This is a genomic window from Streptomyces sp. NPDC055815 (genome assembly GCF_053616475.1).
In genome coordinates, this window is sequence record NZ_JBSHDU010000027.1 from 14286 (window position 1) to 30743 (window position 16458).

General features: G+C 74.7%; 10 protein-coding genes. 8 read left to right on the plus strand and 2 right to left on the minus strand.

The window, feature by feature from the left end; genetic code table 11:
• Positions 1 to 10: 10 nt before the first annotated feature.
• The 5 genes from ACWGN5_RS18785 to ACWGN5_RS18805 are packed head-to-tail and all read left to right on the plus strand — an operon-like array spanning position 11 to position 4382.
• Positions 11 to 817 carry a dihydrodipicolinate synthase family protein gene (locus tag ACWGN5_RS18785; RefSeq protein WP_453516376.1) on the plus strand — a complete coding sequence of 269 codons (807 nt, stop codon included), beginning with the start codon at positions 11 to 13 and terminating at the stop codon, positions 815 to 817.
• Positions 814 to 1695 carry an iron-containing redox enzyme family protein gene (locus tag ACWGN5_RS18790; RefSeq protein ID WP_453516378.1) on the plus strand — a complete coding sequence of 294 codons (882 nt, stop codon included), beginning with the start codon at positions 814 to 816 and terminating at the stop codon, positions 1693 to 1695. Before ACWGN5_RS18785 ends, ACWGN5_RS18790 begins: the two co-directional genes overlap by 4 nt.
• Positions 1692 to 2003, plus strand: a complete 312-nt coding sequence (locus tag ACWGN5_RS18795) for a Rieske (2Fe-2S) protein (protein ID WP_453516380.1) — start codon at positions 1692 to 1694, stop codon at positions 2001 to 2003. Before ACWGN5_RS18790 ends, ACWGN5_RS18795 begins: the two co-directional genes overlap by 4 nt.
• Positions 2000 to 3451, plus strand: a complete 1452-nt coding sequence (locus ACWGN5_RS18800) for a purine-cytosine permease family protein (RefSeq protein ID WP_453516382.1) — start codon at positions 2000 to 2002, stop codon at positions 3449 to 3451. Before ACWGN5_RS18795 ends, ACWGN5_RS18800 begins: the two co-directional genes overlap by 4 nt.
• Positions 3452 to 3455: 4 nt before the next feature.
• Positions 3456 to 4382: a PDR/VanB family oxidoreductase gene (locus tag ACWGN5_RS18805; protein ID WP_453516383.1), complete on the plus strand. Its 927-nt coding sequence runs from the start codon at positions 3456 to 3458 to the stop codon at positions 4380 to 4382.
• Positions 4383 to 4431: 49 nt separating this feature from the next.
• Here ACWGN5_RS18805 and ACWGN5_RS18810 read toward each other — a convergent pair whose 3' ends face one another.
• Together ACWGN5_RS18810 and ACWGN5_RS18815 are read right to left on the minus strand one after the other, a co-directional pair.
• Positions 4432 to 5514 carry a Zn-dependent alcohol dehydrogenase gene (locus ACWGN5_RS18810; protein WP_453516385.1) on the minus strand — a complete coding sequence of 361 codons (1083 nt, stop codon included), beginning with the start codon at positions 5512 to 5514 and terminating at the stop codon, positions 4432 to 4434.
• Positions 5515 to 5530: 16 nt separating this feature from the next.
• Positions 5531 to 6922: an aldehyde dehydrogenase family protein gene (locus ACWGN5_RS18815; RefSeq protein WP_453516386.1), complete on the minus strand. Its 1392-nt coding sequence runs from the start codon at positions 6920 to 6922 to the stop codon at positions 5531 to 5533.
• Positions 6923 to 7461: 539 nt separating this feature from the next.
• On the opposite strand from ACWGN5_RS18815, the gene ACWGN5_RS18820 reads away from it, so the two are divergent.
• The 3 genes from ACWGN5_RS18820 (at position 7462) to ACWGN5_RS18830 (ending at position 16352) form a co-directional block, all read left to right on the plus strand.
• Entirely contained in the window at positions 7462 to 10032 is a 2571-nt protein-coding gene (locus ACWGN5_RS18820) for a S8 family serine peptidase (protein WP_453516388.1), read from the plus strand.
• Positions 10032 to 12896, plus strand: a complete 2865-nt coding sequence (locus tag ACWGN5_RS18825; RefSeq protein ID WP_453516390.1) for an FG-GAP-like repeat-containing protein — start codon at positions 10032 to 10034, stop codon at positions 12894 to 12896. Before ACWGN5_RS18820 ends, ACWGN5_RS18825 begins: the two co-directional genes overlap by 1 nt.
• A gap of 108 nt (positions 12897 to 13004) precedes the next feature.
• Positions 13005 to 16352, plus strand: a complete 3348-nt coding sequence (locus tag ACWGN5_RS18830; RefSeq protein WP_453516392.1) for an ATP-binding protein — start codon at positions 13005 to 13007, stop codon at positions 16350 to 16352.
• The last annotated feature ends 106 nt before the right edge of the window (positions 16353 to 16458 follow it).

Below are 16458 nucleotides of genomic sequence, written 5' to 3' on the forward strand. Positions count from 1 at the left end.
CACCCCACTCATGCCTGACACCTACTCCGGGACCGTCGTCCCGCTGATCACCCCCCTCGACGAGCACGGCACCGTCGACGAGCAGAGCGTCGTCCGGCTCCTCGACCACATCCGGACGGAGGTCACGGGCCTCATGCCGGCCCTGACCTCCGGCGAGGGCTGGAAGCTCGACGCCCGGCAGTGGCAGGACGTCGTCACGTACACCGTCAAGCACGCCGGCGGCCTGCCGGTGCTCGCCGGGATCCAGCTCCCCGACACCGCCTCGGTGGTCGACCGGGCCCGCACGGCCGCCGAGATCGGCGCCGACGCCGTCGTCGTCACCACGCCCTTCGGCGCCGACGTGACGCAGGACCAGATCGTCGACCACTACCGGGCGATCCGCGCGGCCCTCGACATACCGATCTTCCTCTACAACGAGGAGGCGCTGTCGGGCAACCGGATCGAGTTCGAGACCCTGATCCGGATCTGCAAGGAGATCCCGGGGATCGTCGGCATCAAGGAGTCCAGCGGCGACGCCGCCTTCACCCGCCGGATGGCCGAGGCCGGCACCGGCATCCCGGTCTTCGAGGGCTGGGAGAACCTCCTCGTCGACGCCCGCGGCATCCAGGGCTTCATCGGCCCGCTGGCCAACCTCGAACCGGGTCTGTGCAACGCGATGCTGGTCGACCCGACTCCGGACCGCCAGGCCGAGATCAACACCGTCTGCGAGAAGTACGGCGTCTTCAAGGACGACTGGTACCGCTGGGTCAAGAAGGAACTCCACGAGCGCGGCGTGATCAGCTCCCCCACCACCCACGAGGAGGTCGAGGCGGCATGAGCACCACCCCCGCCTCCCCCACCGCCTCCTCCGTCCCGGTGGCCGCGCACTCGATCGCGGCCCCGGCCGCGACCGCCCAGCGCGAACTCCACGCCCTCTACCGGCGGGTGCCCAACCTCGGCGACTACGGCTCGATGACCGCGATCGAGGAGCGGTGGATCCTGCCGAAGGCACGCGCCTACGAGGCCTCCGCGCCGAGCTTCGGCTCGGCCGGCGAACTGCTCCAGGCGCTCAAGGAGTTCCTCGCCGAGGAGGAGGCCGCGCTCCCCGAGAGCGCGACCTTCCTCGCCGAGCACGCCACGCTCGACCAGTTCAAGGTGGTCGTGCGGGAGTTCGCGCTCGACGGGCTCACCGAGTCCGAGTCGCTGCTCCCGGTCGTCCCCCGGCTGCCGTACCGCTCCGCGATGGCGGTCTTCCGGGTCCTCATCGACGAACTCGGCTGCGGCAACGAGGAGCAGGCGCACTCCCAGCTCTACCGGGACCTGCTCACCGAGCTCGGCATGAGCCTGGAGCTCGACGACTACCTCGACGACACGTCGCCGGAGTGCTACGCGTACGTCAACATGTTCCACTGGCTGGCGAGCCGGGCGCCGTCCCCGCAGTACTTCCTCGGGGCGTACGCCTACTTCGAGACGAGCGTCCTGTACGCCTTCCAGAGCTTCGCCCGCGCGGCGCGGCGCCTCGGGATCGTCCACGACGCCTACTACACCGAGCACCTGTACATCGACTCGTACCACAGCAACCACATGCGGACGGCGATCCGCGCGCTCGACGAGCCGGACTTCGGCAAGATCTGGGCGGGCGTGCGGCTGGCGTCCGACATCGTCGGCGTGGCCACGGAGACGGCGATCGCGCGGGCGCGGGAGACCGTCGCATGACGGCCGTGCCCGCCGGGCGGCGGGGCTCCGGCGAGCCCACCGTCCGCCAGGTGACCGAGGACCTGGTCCTCGTCGAGGTCGGCGGCCGCAAGGTGCTCGCGGCCGCCGTCTGCCCCCACCGCGGGGGCCGGCTCAAGTACGGCAGGGTCGACGGGGACAGGCTGCGGATCACCTGCCCCCTGCACCACACGACCTTCGACCTGACCAGCGGAGAGCGCCTCTCGGGGGCGGCCTGCGCCGCCCTCCGGGTGGTCGACGTGCTGCCCGGACAGGACCGTCCCGAGGACCTCGCCGGGGGCGCCTCATGACCACCACACCGACCGGGGCGGCGTCCACCGTGACGCCGCCCCGTGCGGCGGTCGACCACGACGGGATCGCTCCGGTGCCCGAGGAGGAGCGCACCTCCTCGCCGGGCGACTTCGGCTGGATCTGGCCCTCCGCGCAGTTCTCGTTCGGCACGGTGGTGCTCGGCGCGCTGCCCGTGGTCTTCGGTCTGGGCTGGTGGGCCTCGGCGAGCGCGATCGCGGCCGGCGTGGCCGTCGGGACGGCGCTGCTCGCGCCGCTCGCCCGGTTCGGGGTCCGCACCGGCACCAACGACCCAGTGGCGAGCGGGGCGCACTTCGGCGTGCGGGGCAGGGTCGTCGGCAACCTCATCACGGTGGTGACGGCGCTCGGCTTCTTCGCGATCGCCGTGTGGACCGGCGGCACGGCCGTGATGGTCGCGGGGCACCGGCTGCTGTCCACGCCGACGGGTCCGGGCGCGCTGACCGTCGCGATGTTCGTGACGGCGGCGGCGGTCGCGCTCGTCGCCGTGCGGGGCCACGAGACGCTGGTCCGCACGTACCGGATCACGGCGGTCACCGGCGGGGCGGTCCTGCTCGGCACCGCCCTCGTGCTCGCCCCGAAGTTCGACGCGGGGTACGCCGGTGGGCCCCTGGCGCTCGACAGCACCCTGCACACCTGGCTGCTCGCGGCGACCGCGTCCGCGACCGTGCCCCTGTCGTACGCCACCTTCCAGGGCGACTACACCCGCTACATGCCGGCCACCACCCCCACCGGCCGGGTGGTGCGGGCGAGCGGGATCTCGATGTTCCTCAGCAGTCTCGCGGCGCTGCTCACCGGCGCGTACGTGACGACGCTGTTCCCCGTGCCCGACGAGCCGTGGCTGCAGGGCCTCACGGACGCGGTGCCGGGCTGGTTCGCGGTGGCGGTGGTCGTCTTCGGCTTCGCGGGCACCCTCCCGCAGGCCGGACTCTGCTTGTACGCGGCGGGGCTCTCCGCCAACTCGGTGTTCTGGCGCTCCTCGCGGGCCGCCGTGACCACCGTCGTCGCGCTCCTCGCGGTGGCCGTGCTGTACCTCGGGGCGGTGGTGTACGACGCCATGGACGCCATGTCGGCGTTCGTGACGCTGCTGCTCACCGTCGTGGCCCCCTGGGCGGCCGTGCTCTCCGTCGGGTACGTGTTCCACCGGGGCCGGTACGACGCGGAGGCGCTGCGGGCGTTCGCCACGGGCGGCGGCGGACGGTACTGGTACACGGCCGGGGTCAACCCGAGAGCGGTCACGGCCTTCGCGATCGGCTCCGCCGTGGGCGTCCTGTGGGTCAACAACCCCCTGTACACCGGCCCGTTGACAGGCCTCACGGGCGGGGTGGACCTGAGCCTGCCGGCGTCCTTCGTGGTCGCCGCCGTGCTGTACGGGGCGCTGTGCCAGGTGTGGCCGGAGCCGCTGCTTCCACCGTCACGAACGTCGAGGTGATGCCATGTCTGTGCCAACGGGTCGTCTGACGGTCCGGTCGGTCGTCGAGGAGGCGGAGGGCGTACGGGGGCTGATCCTGGCCGATCCCACCGGCGCCGCACTCGCTCCCTGGGAGCCCGGCGCGCACCTGGAGGTGACGCTGCCGTCCGGGACGGTCCGGCACTACTCGCTCTGCGGCGACCCGGCGGACCGGAGCACGTACCGGATCGGGGTGCTGCGCGAGCCGGCGGGCCGGGGAGGCTCCGAGGAGCTCCACACGGCCGTCGGCGAGGGCACGGTCCTCGACGTGCGGGGCCCGTTCAACCGGTTCCCGCTGCTGCCGGCCGAGCGGTACCTCTTCGTCGCGGGCGGCATCGGCATCACCCCGCTGCTCCCGATGATCCGCTCCCTGCCGCCGGGCTCGTGGTCGCTGCTCTACGGCGGCCGGAGTCTGGCCTCCATGGCGTACCGCGAGGAGCTCTCCGCACTCCCCGGGGTCACCCTCGTCCCGCAGGACACCCATGGGCTGCCCGACCTGGACGCGGTCCTGGCCGGCCAACCCGACGGGACGGCCGTGTACTGCTGCGGCCCGGAGGGGCTGCTGCGGGCGGTGGAGGAGCAGTGGCCGGGTCCGCTGCACACGGAGCGGTTCGGAGCCGCCCCGGCGGAGCGGGCCTCCGGCGAGGGCGGGTTCGAGGTCGAGCTCCGGCGGACCGGGCGGACGCTGCGCGTGGAGCCCGGACGGACCCTTCTCGACACCGTGCGGGAGGTGGTGCCGGGTGTCGCGTACTCCTGCGAGGAGGGCTGGTGCGGCACCTGTGAGACGAAGGTGCTCGCCGGGACCCCCGAGCACCACGACTCCGTCCTCGGCGAGGACGAGAAGGCCTCGGGGACGACGATGATGATCTGCGTGGGGCGCTCGCGGGGCGAGCGTCTCGTCCTGGACCTCTGACGCGCGGAAGCCCGTACCGGTCGATGCCGGTACGGGCTTCCGCGTTCGGTCAGGGGAAGATCACCAACGCCCGGCCGCCCTTGCCCGCGAGCATGTTCTCGAAGGCGCCCGGGATGCCGTCCAGGGTGATCCGCTCGGTGACGAGCGCGCCGAGGTCGAGCCGGCCGGCCCGGATGTGCCCGGCGAGCACCGGCAGGTCCTCGGCCGGGTTCGAGTTGCCGTAGACGCAGCCGGCCAGGGTGCGGCCCCAGTGGAAGATCTCCAGGGCGTTGAAGGTGACCTGCTGGTCCTTGCCGCCGATGCCGACGACCGTGGTGCGGCCGCCGCGCCGGGTGGACTCCCAGGCGGTGCGGATGGTGACCGCGCGGCCGACGCACTCGACGGCCACGTCGACGCCCTGGCCCCCGGTCAGCTTCCGGATGTCCTTGGCCGTCGTCTCGGAGGCCACGACGTACTCGGTGGCGCCCGCCGCCCTCGCGAGCGCCTCCTTCTCCGGGGAGACGTCCACGGCCACGATCGTCGAGGCGCCCGCGATCCGGGCGGCCTGGAGCGTCGCGAGGCCCACCCCGCCCACGCCGAAGACGGCGACGGTCTCGCCCTCCCGGACCCGGGCCGAGTGGTGGACCGCGCCCCAGCCGGTGAGGACGGCGCAGCCGAGCAGCGCGGCATCCGTGAGCGGCACGCCGTCGGGGACGGGCAGGACGCAGTTCGCGGCGACGACCGTCTCCTCGGCGAACGCGGCGACGTTGAGTCCGGGGTGGAGCTCGGTGCCGTCCTCGGTGCGGGCGTGGATGTTCGCGGCGCCGGTCAGGGCGTTCGCGCAGAGCCAGACCTCGCCGAGCGAGCAGGGGTGGCAGCTGCCGCAGGACGGCGCCCAGTTGAGGACGACACCGTCGCCGGGGGCGACGTGCGTGACGCCCTCGCCGACCGAGACGACGGTGCCCGCGCCCTCGTGGCCGAGGACGGCGGGGACCGGCACGCGCATGGTGCCGTTCGACAGGGAGAGGTCGGAGTGGCAGACCCCGGCGGCGGCGAGCCGGACCCGGACCTGGCCGGGTCCGGGCTCGGGGAGTTCGATGCCGGTGATCTCCAGCGGAGAGCCGACGGCGGGCAGGACGGCGGCGCGGATCACGCTGTCTCCTCGCTTCCTAGAACTGCAGGGACTTGGTCTGGAGGTACTCGGCGAGTCCGTGCACGCCGAGCTCCCGGCCGACGCCGGACTGCTTGTACCCGCCGAAGGGGGCCAGCGGGTTGAAGCGGCCGCCGTTGATGTCGACCTGGCCGGTGTCCATGCGGCGGGCGAAGGCGACGGCCTCGGCCTGCTCGCCCCAGACGGCTCCGGCAAGGCCGTAGACGGTGCCGTTGGCGATCGCGAGGGCCTCGTCCTCGTCCTCGTACCGCAGGAGCGAGACGACCGGGCCGAAGATCTCCTCCTGCGCGATGGTCATGTCGGGGGTGACGTCGGCGAAGACGGTCGGGGAGACGTAGTAGCCGGTCTCGCGCGGGGCCTCGGGGCCGCCGGCGACGAGCCGGGCGCCCTCCTCGATGCCCTTCTCGATGTAGCCGCGGACGCGCTGCTGCTGCTTGGCGTTGACGAGGGGGCCGACGCGCTCGCCGGGGACGTACTTGGCGACGGCCTCGGCGGCCAGCGCCACCGCCTCCTCGTACCGGTCGGCCGGGATCAGCATCCGGGTCCAGGCGCTGCACGTCTGGCCGGAGTTGGACATGACGTTGGCGATGCCGACGGCGACGGCCTTGGGGAGGTCGGCGCTCGGCAGGATCACGTTGGCGGACTTGCCGCCGAGTTCGAGGGCGACCCGCTTGACGGCGCCGCCCGCGAGGGCGCCGATCCTCTTGCCCACGGCGGTGGAGCCGGTGAAGGAGACGAGGTCCACGTCCGGGTGCTCGGCGAGCGCCTGGCCTGCGACCGGGCCGAGGCCGGTGACCAGGTTGAAGACGCCCGCGGGCAGGCCCGCCTCGTGGACGGCCTCCGCGAACAGCTGCGCGGTGAGCGGGGTGTCCTCGGCGGGCTTGAGGACGGTGGTGCAGCCGGCGGCGAGGGCCGGGGCGACCTTGGCGACGATCTGGTGGAGCGGGTAGTTCCACGGGGTGATCGCTGCGACGACGCCGACCGGCTCGCTGTAGACCGTGGAATTGCCGACCTTCTCCTCGAAGGGGTGGACGGCGGCGAGTTCGGCGTACGAGCCGGCGACGGCGATCGGCAGTCCCGCGTGGACGGCGGCGGCGAGCTGCGGCGGGGCGCCGAGCTCGGCGGTGACGGTGGCGGCGATCTCCTCCGCGCGGGCGGCGAGCGCGTCGCGGAGCGCGGCGATACGGGCTCCGCGCTCGGCGGGCGGGGTGGCGGCCCAGGCGGGGAGCGCGGCGCGGGCGGCACGGACGGCGGCGTCGACGTCCTCGGCGGTGCCGGCCGGGACGTGGCCGATGACCTGCTCGTCCGCCGGGTTGACCACCGGGATGGTGTCGGTGGAGGAGGCGGGGCGCCACTCCCCGCCGATGTACATCGCGTCGTGGGCCTTCATCCGGTGTCTCCTCACGTGACCGCTTCGTCGTCGACCCCAAACTAGCGCTGTTAGTTTTCAGACGCCAGGGCCCACCGCAGTGCGTCCGGTCACCCCCCGTGTGGGCAATCGTCCCGCAGGGCGGGACGGGTGGGCACACGGGACGGCGCCCTTCCGCGGCGCCTCCGCGTTCCGCGCCCTGGCCCGCACCACCTTGCGCGGCGCACGACGTGGTGCGGGTTCAGGCGCGGGAGCCTAGGCCCGGCGAGGGGCGCCGTTCCGTGTGCCCACCCTCCCCCAAGCTCTCGGCTTCGCTCGAGCAGGGGGGACCCCCACGCCCCTTGCGGAACGCCTGCCCACAACGGGGTGGGCACCGCCCCGGCGGAACGCATGCCCACAACGGGCGGGGCGCAGGCCCACGACGGGCGGGGCTCGGCCCAGTAATTCGTCAGTAACGCCACCCCCCTAGCGTCCCCCCTCGAGCCCGCCCCGCCGCCCCCGGGCCCTGGGGGTGGCGGGGCGCCGGCTTCCCCCGTACCAGCGATGGAGGAGCCACCCACATGCACCCGCCCCGCTCACCCCTCCGGCGCGGAACCACCGCCTGGGCCGCGGCCGCCGCCACCGCCGCGGCCCTGCTCGCGGCGCCCGCCGCGACGGCGGCACCGACCTCCGCACAAGCCCCGCACGCCCCGCACGCCCCGCACGCCACCGTCGATCCCGGCGTCACCGCGACCGTCGACGCCGGCCGCGAGGCGACGTTCTTCGTGGTCCTCGCCGAGCGCGCCGACCTCTCCCGGGCCCGTACCCAGCGCGGTCACGAGCAGAAGGCCCGGGCGGCCTTCGACGCCCTGCGCGCCGAGGCCGGCCGCAGCCAGGCCTCCCTCACCCGCTTCCTCGACCGCGCCAAGGTCGGCTACGAGTCGTACTGGATCGCCAACGCCGTCAAGGTCACCGGCGGCAAGGCCCTGGTCGAGCAGCTCGCCGCCCGCCCCGACGTGGCGGCCCTCCGCCAGGAGCGGCACTACGCCCTCGACACCGTCGAGGAGACCGCGACCGCCGCCGAGGAGGCCGTGACCCCCGAGTGGGGCGTCAAGGACATCAAGGCCGACCAGGTCTGGTCGCAGTACGACAACCGCGGCGAGGGAATCGTCGTCGCGAACATCGACTCGGGCGTGCAGTTCGACCACCCCGCCCTGAAGGGCACCTACCGGGGCAACCTCGGCGACGGCACCTTCAGCCACGACTACAACTGGTACGACCCGACCGGCCAGTGCACCGGCGGCACGCCCTGCGACAACAACGGCCACGGCACCCACACCATGGGCACCATCGCCGGCGCGGGCGGCATCGGCGTCGCCCCCGGGGCGAAGTGGATCGCCGCCAAGGGCTGCGAGGCCCGCAGCTGCTCCGACTCCTCGCTCCTCAAGTCGGGCCAGTGGATCCTCGCGCCGACCGACCGCACCGGGCAGAACCCGCGCCCCGACCTCGCCCCGGACATCGTCAACAACTCCTGGGGCGGCGGGAACACCACCTTCTACCAGGACATCATCACCTCCTGGAACGCCGCCGGGATCTTCGAGGCCTTCGCGGCCGGCAACTCCGGCAACGGCGTCAGCTGCTCCACCACCGAGGCCCCCGGCGCCCAGGCCCCGGCCTACGGCGTCGGCGCCTACGACGTGAACGGGAAGATCGCCGCCTTCTCCGGCTTCGGCCCCTCCCTCGTCGACGGCTCGATGAAGCCGAACATCTCGGCCCCGGGCGTCGACGTCCGCTCCTCCTGGCCCGGCGGCCTCTACCGCGCGATCTCGGGTACGTCGATGGCGACCCCGCACGTCGCCGGCGCCGTCGCCCTGCTCTGGTCCTCGGCGCCCTCCCTCATCGGGGACATCGAGGCCACCCGGGCCGCCCTGAACGGCTCCGCGCGTGACGTCGACGACACCCACTGCGGCGGCACCGCGGCCGCCAACAACGTGTGGGGCGAGGGCAAGCTGGACGTCCTCGCCGCCGTGGACCGCGCCCCGCACACCGCGGCCACCGTCACCGGCACGGTCACCGACCGCGCCACCGGCGCCCCGCTCGCCCACGTCACCGTCACGGCCGCCGGCGCCTCGGCCTCCGGCGACGGGACCCGTCGCACCGTGACCACCGACGCGACCGGCGCCTACCGGCTGACGCTGCCCGCCGGCACGTACACCCTCACCGCCGGCGGCTACGGCTACCGGGACCTCACCGAGAACGGCCTCACCGTCACCACCGGCCAGGCCCTCTCCCACTCCCTCGCCCTGGACGCCGTCCCCGCGCACGCCGTCACCGGCACCGTCCTCGACGTCACCGGAAAGCCCCTGAAGGGCGCCACCGTCCGCTTCACGGACGCGCCGCTCACCCCGGTCGTCACCGACGCCTCCGGCGCCTTCCGCTTCCCGGCCGTCGCCGAGGGCTCCTTCACCCTCACCGCGACCCCGGCCGCGCCCGTCCTGTGCAACGGCGCCTACCAGGCCGTCCTCGCGGTGGACGGCGACGAGAACGTGACGGCCGCCCTGCCCGCCCGTACCGACGCGTCCGGAAACGGCTGCCTGCCCGCCTCGTACGCCTGGACCACCGCGTCGACGAAGCTCGCGCTCTCCGGCGACGAGAACGCCAAGACGATCGCCCTGCCGTTCCCCGTCTCCTTCTACGGCGTCACGTACCACCAGGCGAGCGTCACCACCAACGGCCTGGTCAACTTCCTGGCCCCGCGCCTCGGCGACTACGCCAACACCGCCCTGCCGTCCCCGGGCCAGCCGAACGGCATCCTCGCCGCGTACTGGGACGACCTGACCCTCGACGCCAAGTCGGCGGTCAGGACCGGGACCAGCGGGACCGCCGGGCAGCGCAGGTTCACGATCCTCTGGGAGAACGCCGCCTTCGCCTCCGACACCTCCAGGCGCGTCACCTTCGAGGCCGTCTTCGAGGAGGCGACCGGCGCGATCGTCCTCCAGTACCAGTCGATCGGCGCCGACGCCCGGGAAGCCGGCGGCAGCGCGACCGTCGGCATCGAGAACCAGGCCGGGACCGACGCCCTGCAGTACTCCTTCGACGAACCGGTCCTGAAGGACCGTTCGGCCCTCCGTATCTTCCCCGAGGCGGCGTGATGACCCACCGTTCCCGGCGCGGCGTACGCCTCGCCTCCGCCCTCGTCGCGGCGGGCCTCGCCCTCACCGCGCTCCCCGCGACCGCCGCCCACGCGGCCGACGGACCCGTCGCCCCCGACGGCGCCCGCATCCTCACCGACGCCCAGGCCGACGCCCTGGAGCAGCGCGCCGAGGCCCCGCGGACCCTGGACGTCACCCCGCAGAACGAGCGGCCCGCCGCCTCCCTGACGGCCGAGACCCAGGACACGGCGGCCTCCGGGGTGAGCGTCACCCAGGCCTCCGCCCTGGAGACCTACCGCGGCCAGGCGGACACGGCCCAGCTCGGCGGCGGGCACGGCGACTTCCTCGCCGTGCACAGCCTCGGCACCGTCACCCGGCTCGCCGCGGACGGCCGCACGGTCTGGAAGCGGGACAACGCCTCGCTCTACGCCGACTGGCAGGTCAAGAACATCCGCCCCTGGCAGTCCGAGCCGTATCCGGCGCGGATCACCACCGGCTTCCACGCCAACAGCCCCTTCGCGGACAGCTCCGACCGGGGCTGGGCGCAGGGCGACCTCACCGGCGACGGCGTCGCGGACGTCGTCTTCACCGCCGACGTCGGCACCAGCCCGTACCGCCCCTTCACCTCCCCCGGCTCGCCGCTCACCACGGGCACCTTCGTCACCGTCCTCGACGGCGCCACCGGCCGGACGCTGTGGTCGAAGCTCTTCGCCGACGCCCAGCAGGTCACCCTCGTCGGCGGCACCCTGCTCGTCGGCGACCAGCCCTCGACCAACCTGAACGCCGCGAAGGACGCCACCGCGTCGCTCCAGGCCTTGCGCTTCTCGTACGACGGCACGAGGCTCTCCGCGACGGCGGCCTGGACGTACGAGACGGGGCAGCGCAACGGCCGGTGGGGCTCCACCCTGCCGCTCGGGGACGGTCGTGTCGCGGTCTCCTGGTACGTGAAGAAGACGGCGACGGCCCCCGCCGCGGGCCGCACCCTGGTCCTCGACACGGCCGACGGCTCGGTCGTGTGGCGGACGGACAACGACCTGTACTCCCGCCAGCTGGCCTACGACCCGGCCCGCCGTCGTCTGCTCGCCCTGGAGCAGGCGGACTACCGGGACGGTGTACGGTACGAACTCGCCGGCTACGACCCGGCCGACGGCACCCGCACGACCCTCGACACCCGGGTCAACGCGCTGGGTATCGGGCTGCGGATCGGCCAGCTGCGCGGGGACGAGGCGCCGGAGTACGCGATCAGCGAGTCGACCCTCGACGAGTACCTGTACGTCAACACCGCGACCGTCCGCGCCCTGGACGGCGGCGACGCGGCCGAACTGTGGTCCCGCACGGTGAAGCGCGGCGAGGGCGACGGCAAGGACGGCGACTCCGCGCTCGGTCTGAAGATCGTCGACGGCAAGGTCCTCGCCTCGTACTTCACCACCGAGGGCAAGGACACCGCGGCCAACCCGGGCGGCAGCCGCTTCGGCACCCTGACCGCGCTCAACGGCCGGGACGGGGAGGTGCGCTGGCAGCACAAGGGCGCGGACGCCTCCCCGATCTACGCCCAGCCGTACCGCGAGGGCGACGAGTGGCGGGTCCGGACCGTCGACAACGAGCAGAACATCCGCTCGTACGGGCTCGGCAGCGGCCGGCAGACCTCCGTCACCCCGCTCCAGGCGAACCTGTCCACCGGCCTCGCGGCCGATGTGAACGGCGACGGACGCAAGGACGTGATCGTCGGCGGCCAGTCCCAGGGCCTGTGGGCCTACGACGGCCCGTCGCTCGCCTCCGGGAAGCCCCGGATGCTGTGGCGGGCGACCCTGCCGGGCTCCGTGCAGGGCGACATCCGGATCGCGGACACCGACGGCGACGGCCGGCGCGACGAGCTCGTCGTCGCGGCCGACACGGCGGCCGTGGTCGTCGACTCCGCCACCGGCCGGGTCCGCAGGACCATCGACGGCGAGGGGCAGTTCGTCCGCTCGGTGACGGTCGGGGACCTCGACGGGGACGGCGACGACGAGATCCTCGTGCCGACGAACGCGGTCCACGCCTACGCCGGCGACGGACACCAGCTGTGGGAGTACGCGCCCGCGTACGGCCTGGTCTTCTCCGACCTCGCCGTCGCCGAGGGCAAGGTCCTCGGCTCGTACCAGACGCGCGGGGTGCTCGACGGGACCGGCGTGGTCGGCGGGACGGCGCTCGACGCCCGTACGGGCAAGGTCCTCTGGTCGGCGGACCCGACGTGGACCGGCGACCCGGACACCACGGCGTACGCGGCGCAGCTCTACCACGGGGTGTACGCCTCGCCCGGCGTCCCGTACGCCGACGGGCACGCGGTCGTGTACTCCTGGATCGTGCGGCAGGGAGCCTACTGGACGACGTACTTCGAGTTCCGTGACCTCCGCACCGGCAAGGTCGTGCACACCGCGACGGGCGGCGGCGCGTGGACGCTCGGCAACTGGTTCACCGGCGACGAGGGCCTCGTCCTCGCCGGTACGGCCTCGCTGCGGACCTTCGCCAAGGACGGCCAGGACTACGGGATCTACACCCTGCCGGTCCTGCACCGGGCGGAGTTCGCGACCGGCCCCGGCGGCCGGCGGCTGATCGTCGGCGGCACCGAGGGCGCGGCCTATGTGTGGGACCCGGCGGTGCTCACCGCAGGCCGCAACTACCCCGACCAGCTGACCAGGCTGAACGGGTACGCGACGCAGAACCTGGTCGTCGCGGACCTCGACGGCGACGGGGTGGACGAGATCGTCGCCCTGGGCAAGGACGACACGGGCTTCGACCGGACGATCGAACTGTCCGGCGGACGCTATCTGCTGTCGGACGACTCGATGCACGGCATGCTGACGGGCCGCCTGACCGCCCAGTAACCCGCGCACCGCCCCGAGACCCCCGCCCGGACCGCCGGCCGGGGGTCTCCGGCTTCTCTGGACCGCAGCATTCCGTTTCAGGGGGCACCCATTACAGTGGGCGCCCTCATGGGCGCAGACATACCAGCGGGCGCACCTCCCGTGCTGCGGGTGCATCTCCTCGGCGGGTTCCGGGTGGACCGGGACGGCGGGCCGCCGCTCTCCGAGCGCTGGCCGCGCCCGAGCGCCCGGACCCTGGTGAAACTGCTCGCGGTCTCCCCCGGGCACAGTCTCCACCGTGAGCAGGCGCTGGAGATCTGCTGGCCGGACGCGGACCCGCAGGCCGCGCTGGGCAGTCTGCGGGTGGCGCTCCACGCGGCCCGCCGGGCGATCGAACCCGAGCTGGCACCCCGGGCGGCGTCCTCCTATCTGACGGGCGAGGGCGCGCTGCTCCGCCTCGATCCGCGGACGGTACGGATAGACGCCGACGAGGCCGAGGCCCGCGCGGAGGCGGCGCTCGCCGACGGCGAGCGCGCCGGACTCGCGGCCGCCGTGGAGGCGTTCACGGGCGACCTGCTGCCCGAGGACCGGTACGCGCCCTGGGCGGAGGCCCGCCGCGAGCGGCTGGCCGCCCTGCGGGAACGCACCCTGGTCGCCCTCGCCGCCGCCCACCTGGCGGCCGACTGCCCCGAGGAGGCGGTGGCGGCGGCCGAGCAGGTCCTGGTGGCGGCCCCCGCCGAGGAGGAGGCGCACCGGCTCCTGATCGAGGCGTACGTCCGGCAGGGGCTGCGCCGCCGGGCGGTCGCCCAGTACCACCTGTGCCGGGAGGCGCTGGACGCGGAGTTCGGTGTGCGGCCCGGTCCGGAGACCGAGCGGCTGCACCGGGCGGCGCTCGCCACCGCCCCGCCGGCCTCCCGGTCGGTGGGGCCCACGCTGCCGGCCGTGGTGCGCCGCCCGCCCGGCACTCCGCTGCGCGGCCGGGACGAGCTCCTCGCCCGGCTGCTCTCCACCGGCTCCCCGCCCGTGCTCCTGCTCACCGGGGAGGCCGGGCTCGGCAAGACACGGCTGGCCGGGGAGGTGGCCCGGCGGGCGGCCGCCGAGGGTACGGCCGTGCTGTGGGGGGCGGGCCATGACGCGGAGGGCCACACGCCGTACGGCCCGTTCGCCGAGGCGCTGGACGGCTGGCTTGCCGGCCGGCCGACGGCGGAGCGGGCCAGGACGGGGGCGGAGTATCCCGAACTGGCGGCGCTCCTGCCGTCCTTGGGGCGGGTGCCCGCCGGGAGTGGGCGCAGTCCCGAGGAGGAGCGGGACCGGCTGTTCCGGGCGACGGCGGGGCTGCTCGGTGAACTGGCGGCGGAGCGGCCCGTGATGGTGGTGCTGGACGACCTTCACGCGGGGGACGCGGGCTCGTTCCAGCTCCTCGGCCATCTTGCCCGCCGGGCCCGGGAGTCCGGAAGGGCTTGGCGATTTCTCGCCACTGTGCGTCCCGAGGAACTTCCCGCCGCCGACCCGCGCCGCCAGGTCCTCGACCTGCTGGTCCGCCAGTCGCTCGCGGGCGCGGTCGAACTCCCCCGGCTCTCCCGCGAGGCCTGTCTGGCCCTGACGGCCGACGCCCTGGGCACCGGAGGCCCCGCCCCCGAGCGGGTGTGGGAACTGTCCCTCGGCAACCCGCTGTTCGCGCTCGAACTGGCGCGTGCGGTCCGGGACGGAGACGGCCGGGCCGGTGCCCCCGAGGGCGTGCGCCAGCTGGTGGCCGAGCGCCTCGCCCGGCTCGCCCCCGCGGCCCGACGGGTGGTCGACGCGGTCGCGGTCGCCGGTCAGGACGCGGCCCTGACCGAGGTCCTCGACGTGGCCCGGCGCGGCGGGCATCCGCGCCTCTCGGCCGCCGAGGCCACGGAGGGCGTGGAGGCGGCCGTCGCCGCCTCCGTGGTCGAGGAGCGGCAGGTGGTCTCCGAGGGCCGGCCGGTCGCCGGACTCGCCTTCCGTCACCCGCTGGTGCGGCTCACCTGCTACGAGGGCCTGTCGGCGGCCCGGCGCCGGCTGCTGCACTCGGCGTACGCGGAGGCCGTGCTCCGCCGCCGCCCGGAGGCCGTGGACACACTGGCCGCCCATCTGACCCGGGCGGACGACCCGCGTGCCACCGGCTATCTGCGGCAGGCCGCCGAGCGGGCGGCCGCGCTCTACGCCAACGACACGGCCGACCGCTACTACGCCGAACTCACCGACCGGCTCGACGCCCTGGCCGCCGACTCCGCGCGGGCCCGGATCGACCGCAGCGCCGTGCTGCGCCGGCTCGGCCGGTTCGAGGAGGCGGCGCGGCTGCTCGGCGAGGCGCTGGAGGAGCTGGGCCGGCGCGGGGACGCGGACGGCCGCGTCCTGGCCGCGGCGCGGCTCGCGGAGCTCATGCCGAAGACACGGGGCACGGAGGACGGCTTCCGGCTGCTCGACTCCTGCCCGCCCGGTCCGGACACCCCGGCCGCGGTGGCGAGCGCCCACCATCTGTCCCGCGGGGTGCTGTGCTTCGTCGCGGGCCGGTACGAGGAGGGGGTCGCCGCCGCGCGGGCCGCGGAGGACGCGGCGCAGGCGGTGACGGGACCGGAGCGGCGCGGGCTGCTCGCCAGGGCCCTCGCGGCGCGGGCGACCTCGCTGGGTCTGGCGGGCCGCTTCGGGCAGGCGGGGCCGGTCGCGGACCGGGCGCTGCCGCACGCGGAGGCGTACGGAGATCCGCAGCTGCTCGCCTCGGTGCTCTCGGTGCTGCGCGAGACGGCCCGGCGGGCGGGGCGGCTGCGGGAGGCGATCGACACGGGCCGCCGGGCGCTCGCGCTCGCGGAGCGTTCGGGCGATGCGACGGCGACGGTCTTCGAGCGGGCGAACCTCGCGGAACTCCACCTCCTCGTCGAGGAGGTGGAGGAGGCGCGCGAGCTGGCCGAGACGGCGGTGCGGGACACCGGTTCGCACGCCGGGTGGTGCGCGCCGTACGCCCTGGTGGCGCTCGCCCGGGTACGGATGCGGGCGGCCGAGCCGGGCGGCGGCGACCTGCTCGATCCGGCCGAGCGGACGGCCCTGGCCCAGGGGGACCACCAGGCCGGGTACGAGGTGCGGTCCGCGCGCGCCGAACTCGCCGTGCGGGAGGGCAGGCCCGAGGAGGCGCTGCGGCTGCTCGCGGACTGCCGGGAGACCGGTGCCGCGCATCTGACGGCCTGGGCGCTCCTCGCCTGCGGCCGGGCCGCGGAGGCCGCCGGGACGGCGGTCGGCGAGGTGGAGCGCGCGGAGCGGGCCGGGGAGCGGCTCGCGGAGACGGAGGCCCGTACGGCGCACGCCGCCGCCCTCGCGGCGCTCGGCCGGGAGCGGGAGGCGGTGGCCGGTTTCGACCGGGCGACGGCCCTGGCGGAGGCCCTGCCGTATCCGGCGGGGGCGCGGCGGGTGGCGTGGGCCCGTGGGGTGAGGTGGACGGACGGGGCACCCGGGATGGTCTGACCCCGCACACGCCCCGGCCGACGGAGCGGCTGGATTCCGTCGGCCGGGGCGTGGGTTCGTGGGCGGGATGTTCGGTCCGGGGGCCGGGAGTTCGGTCCGGGGCCCG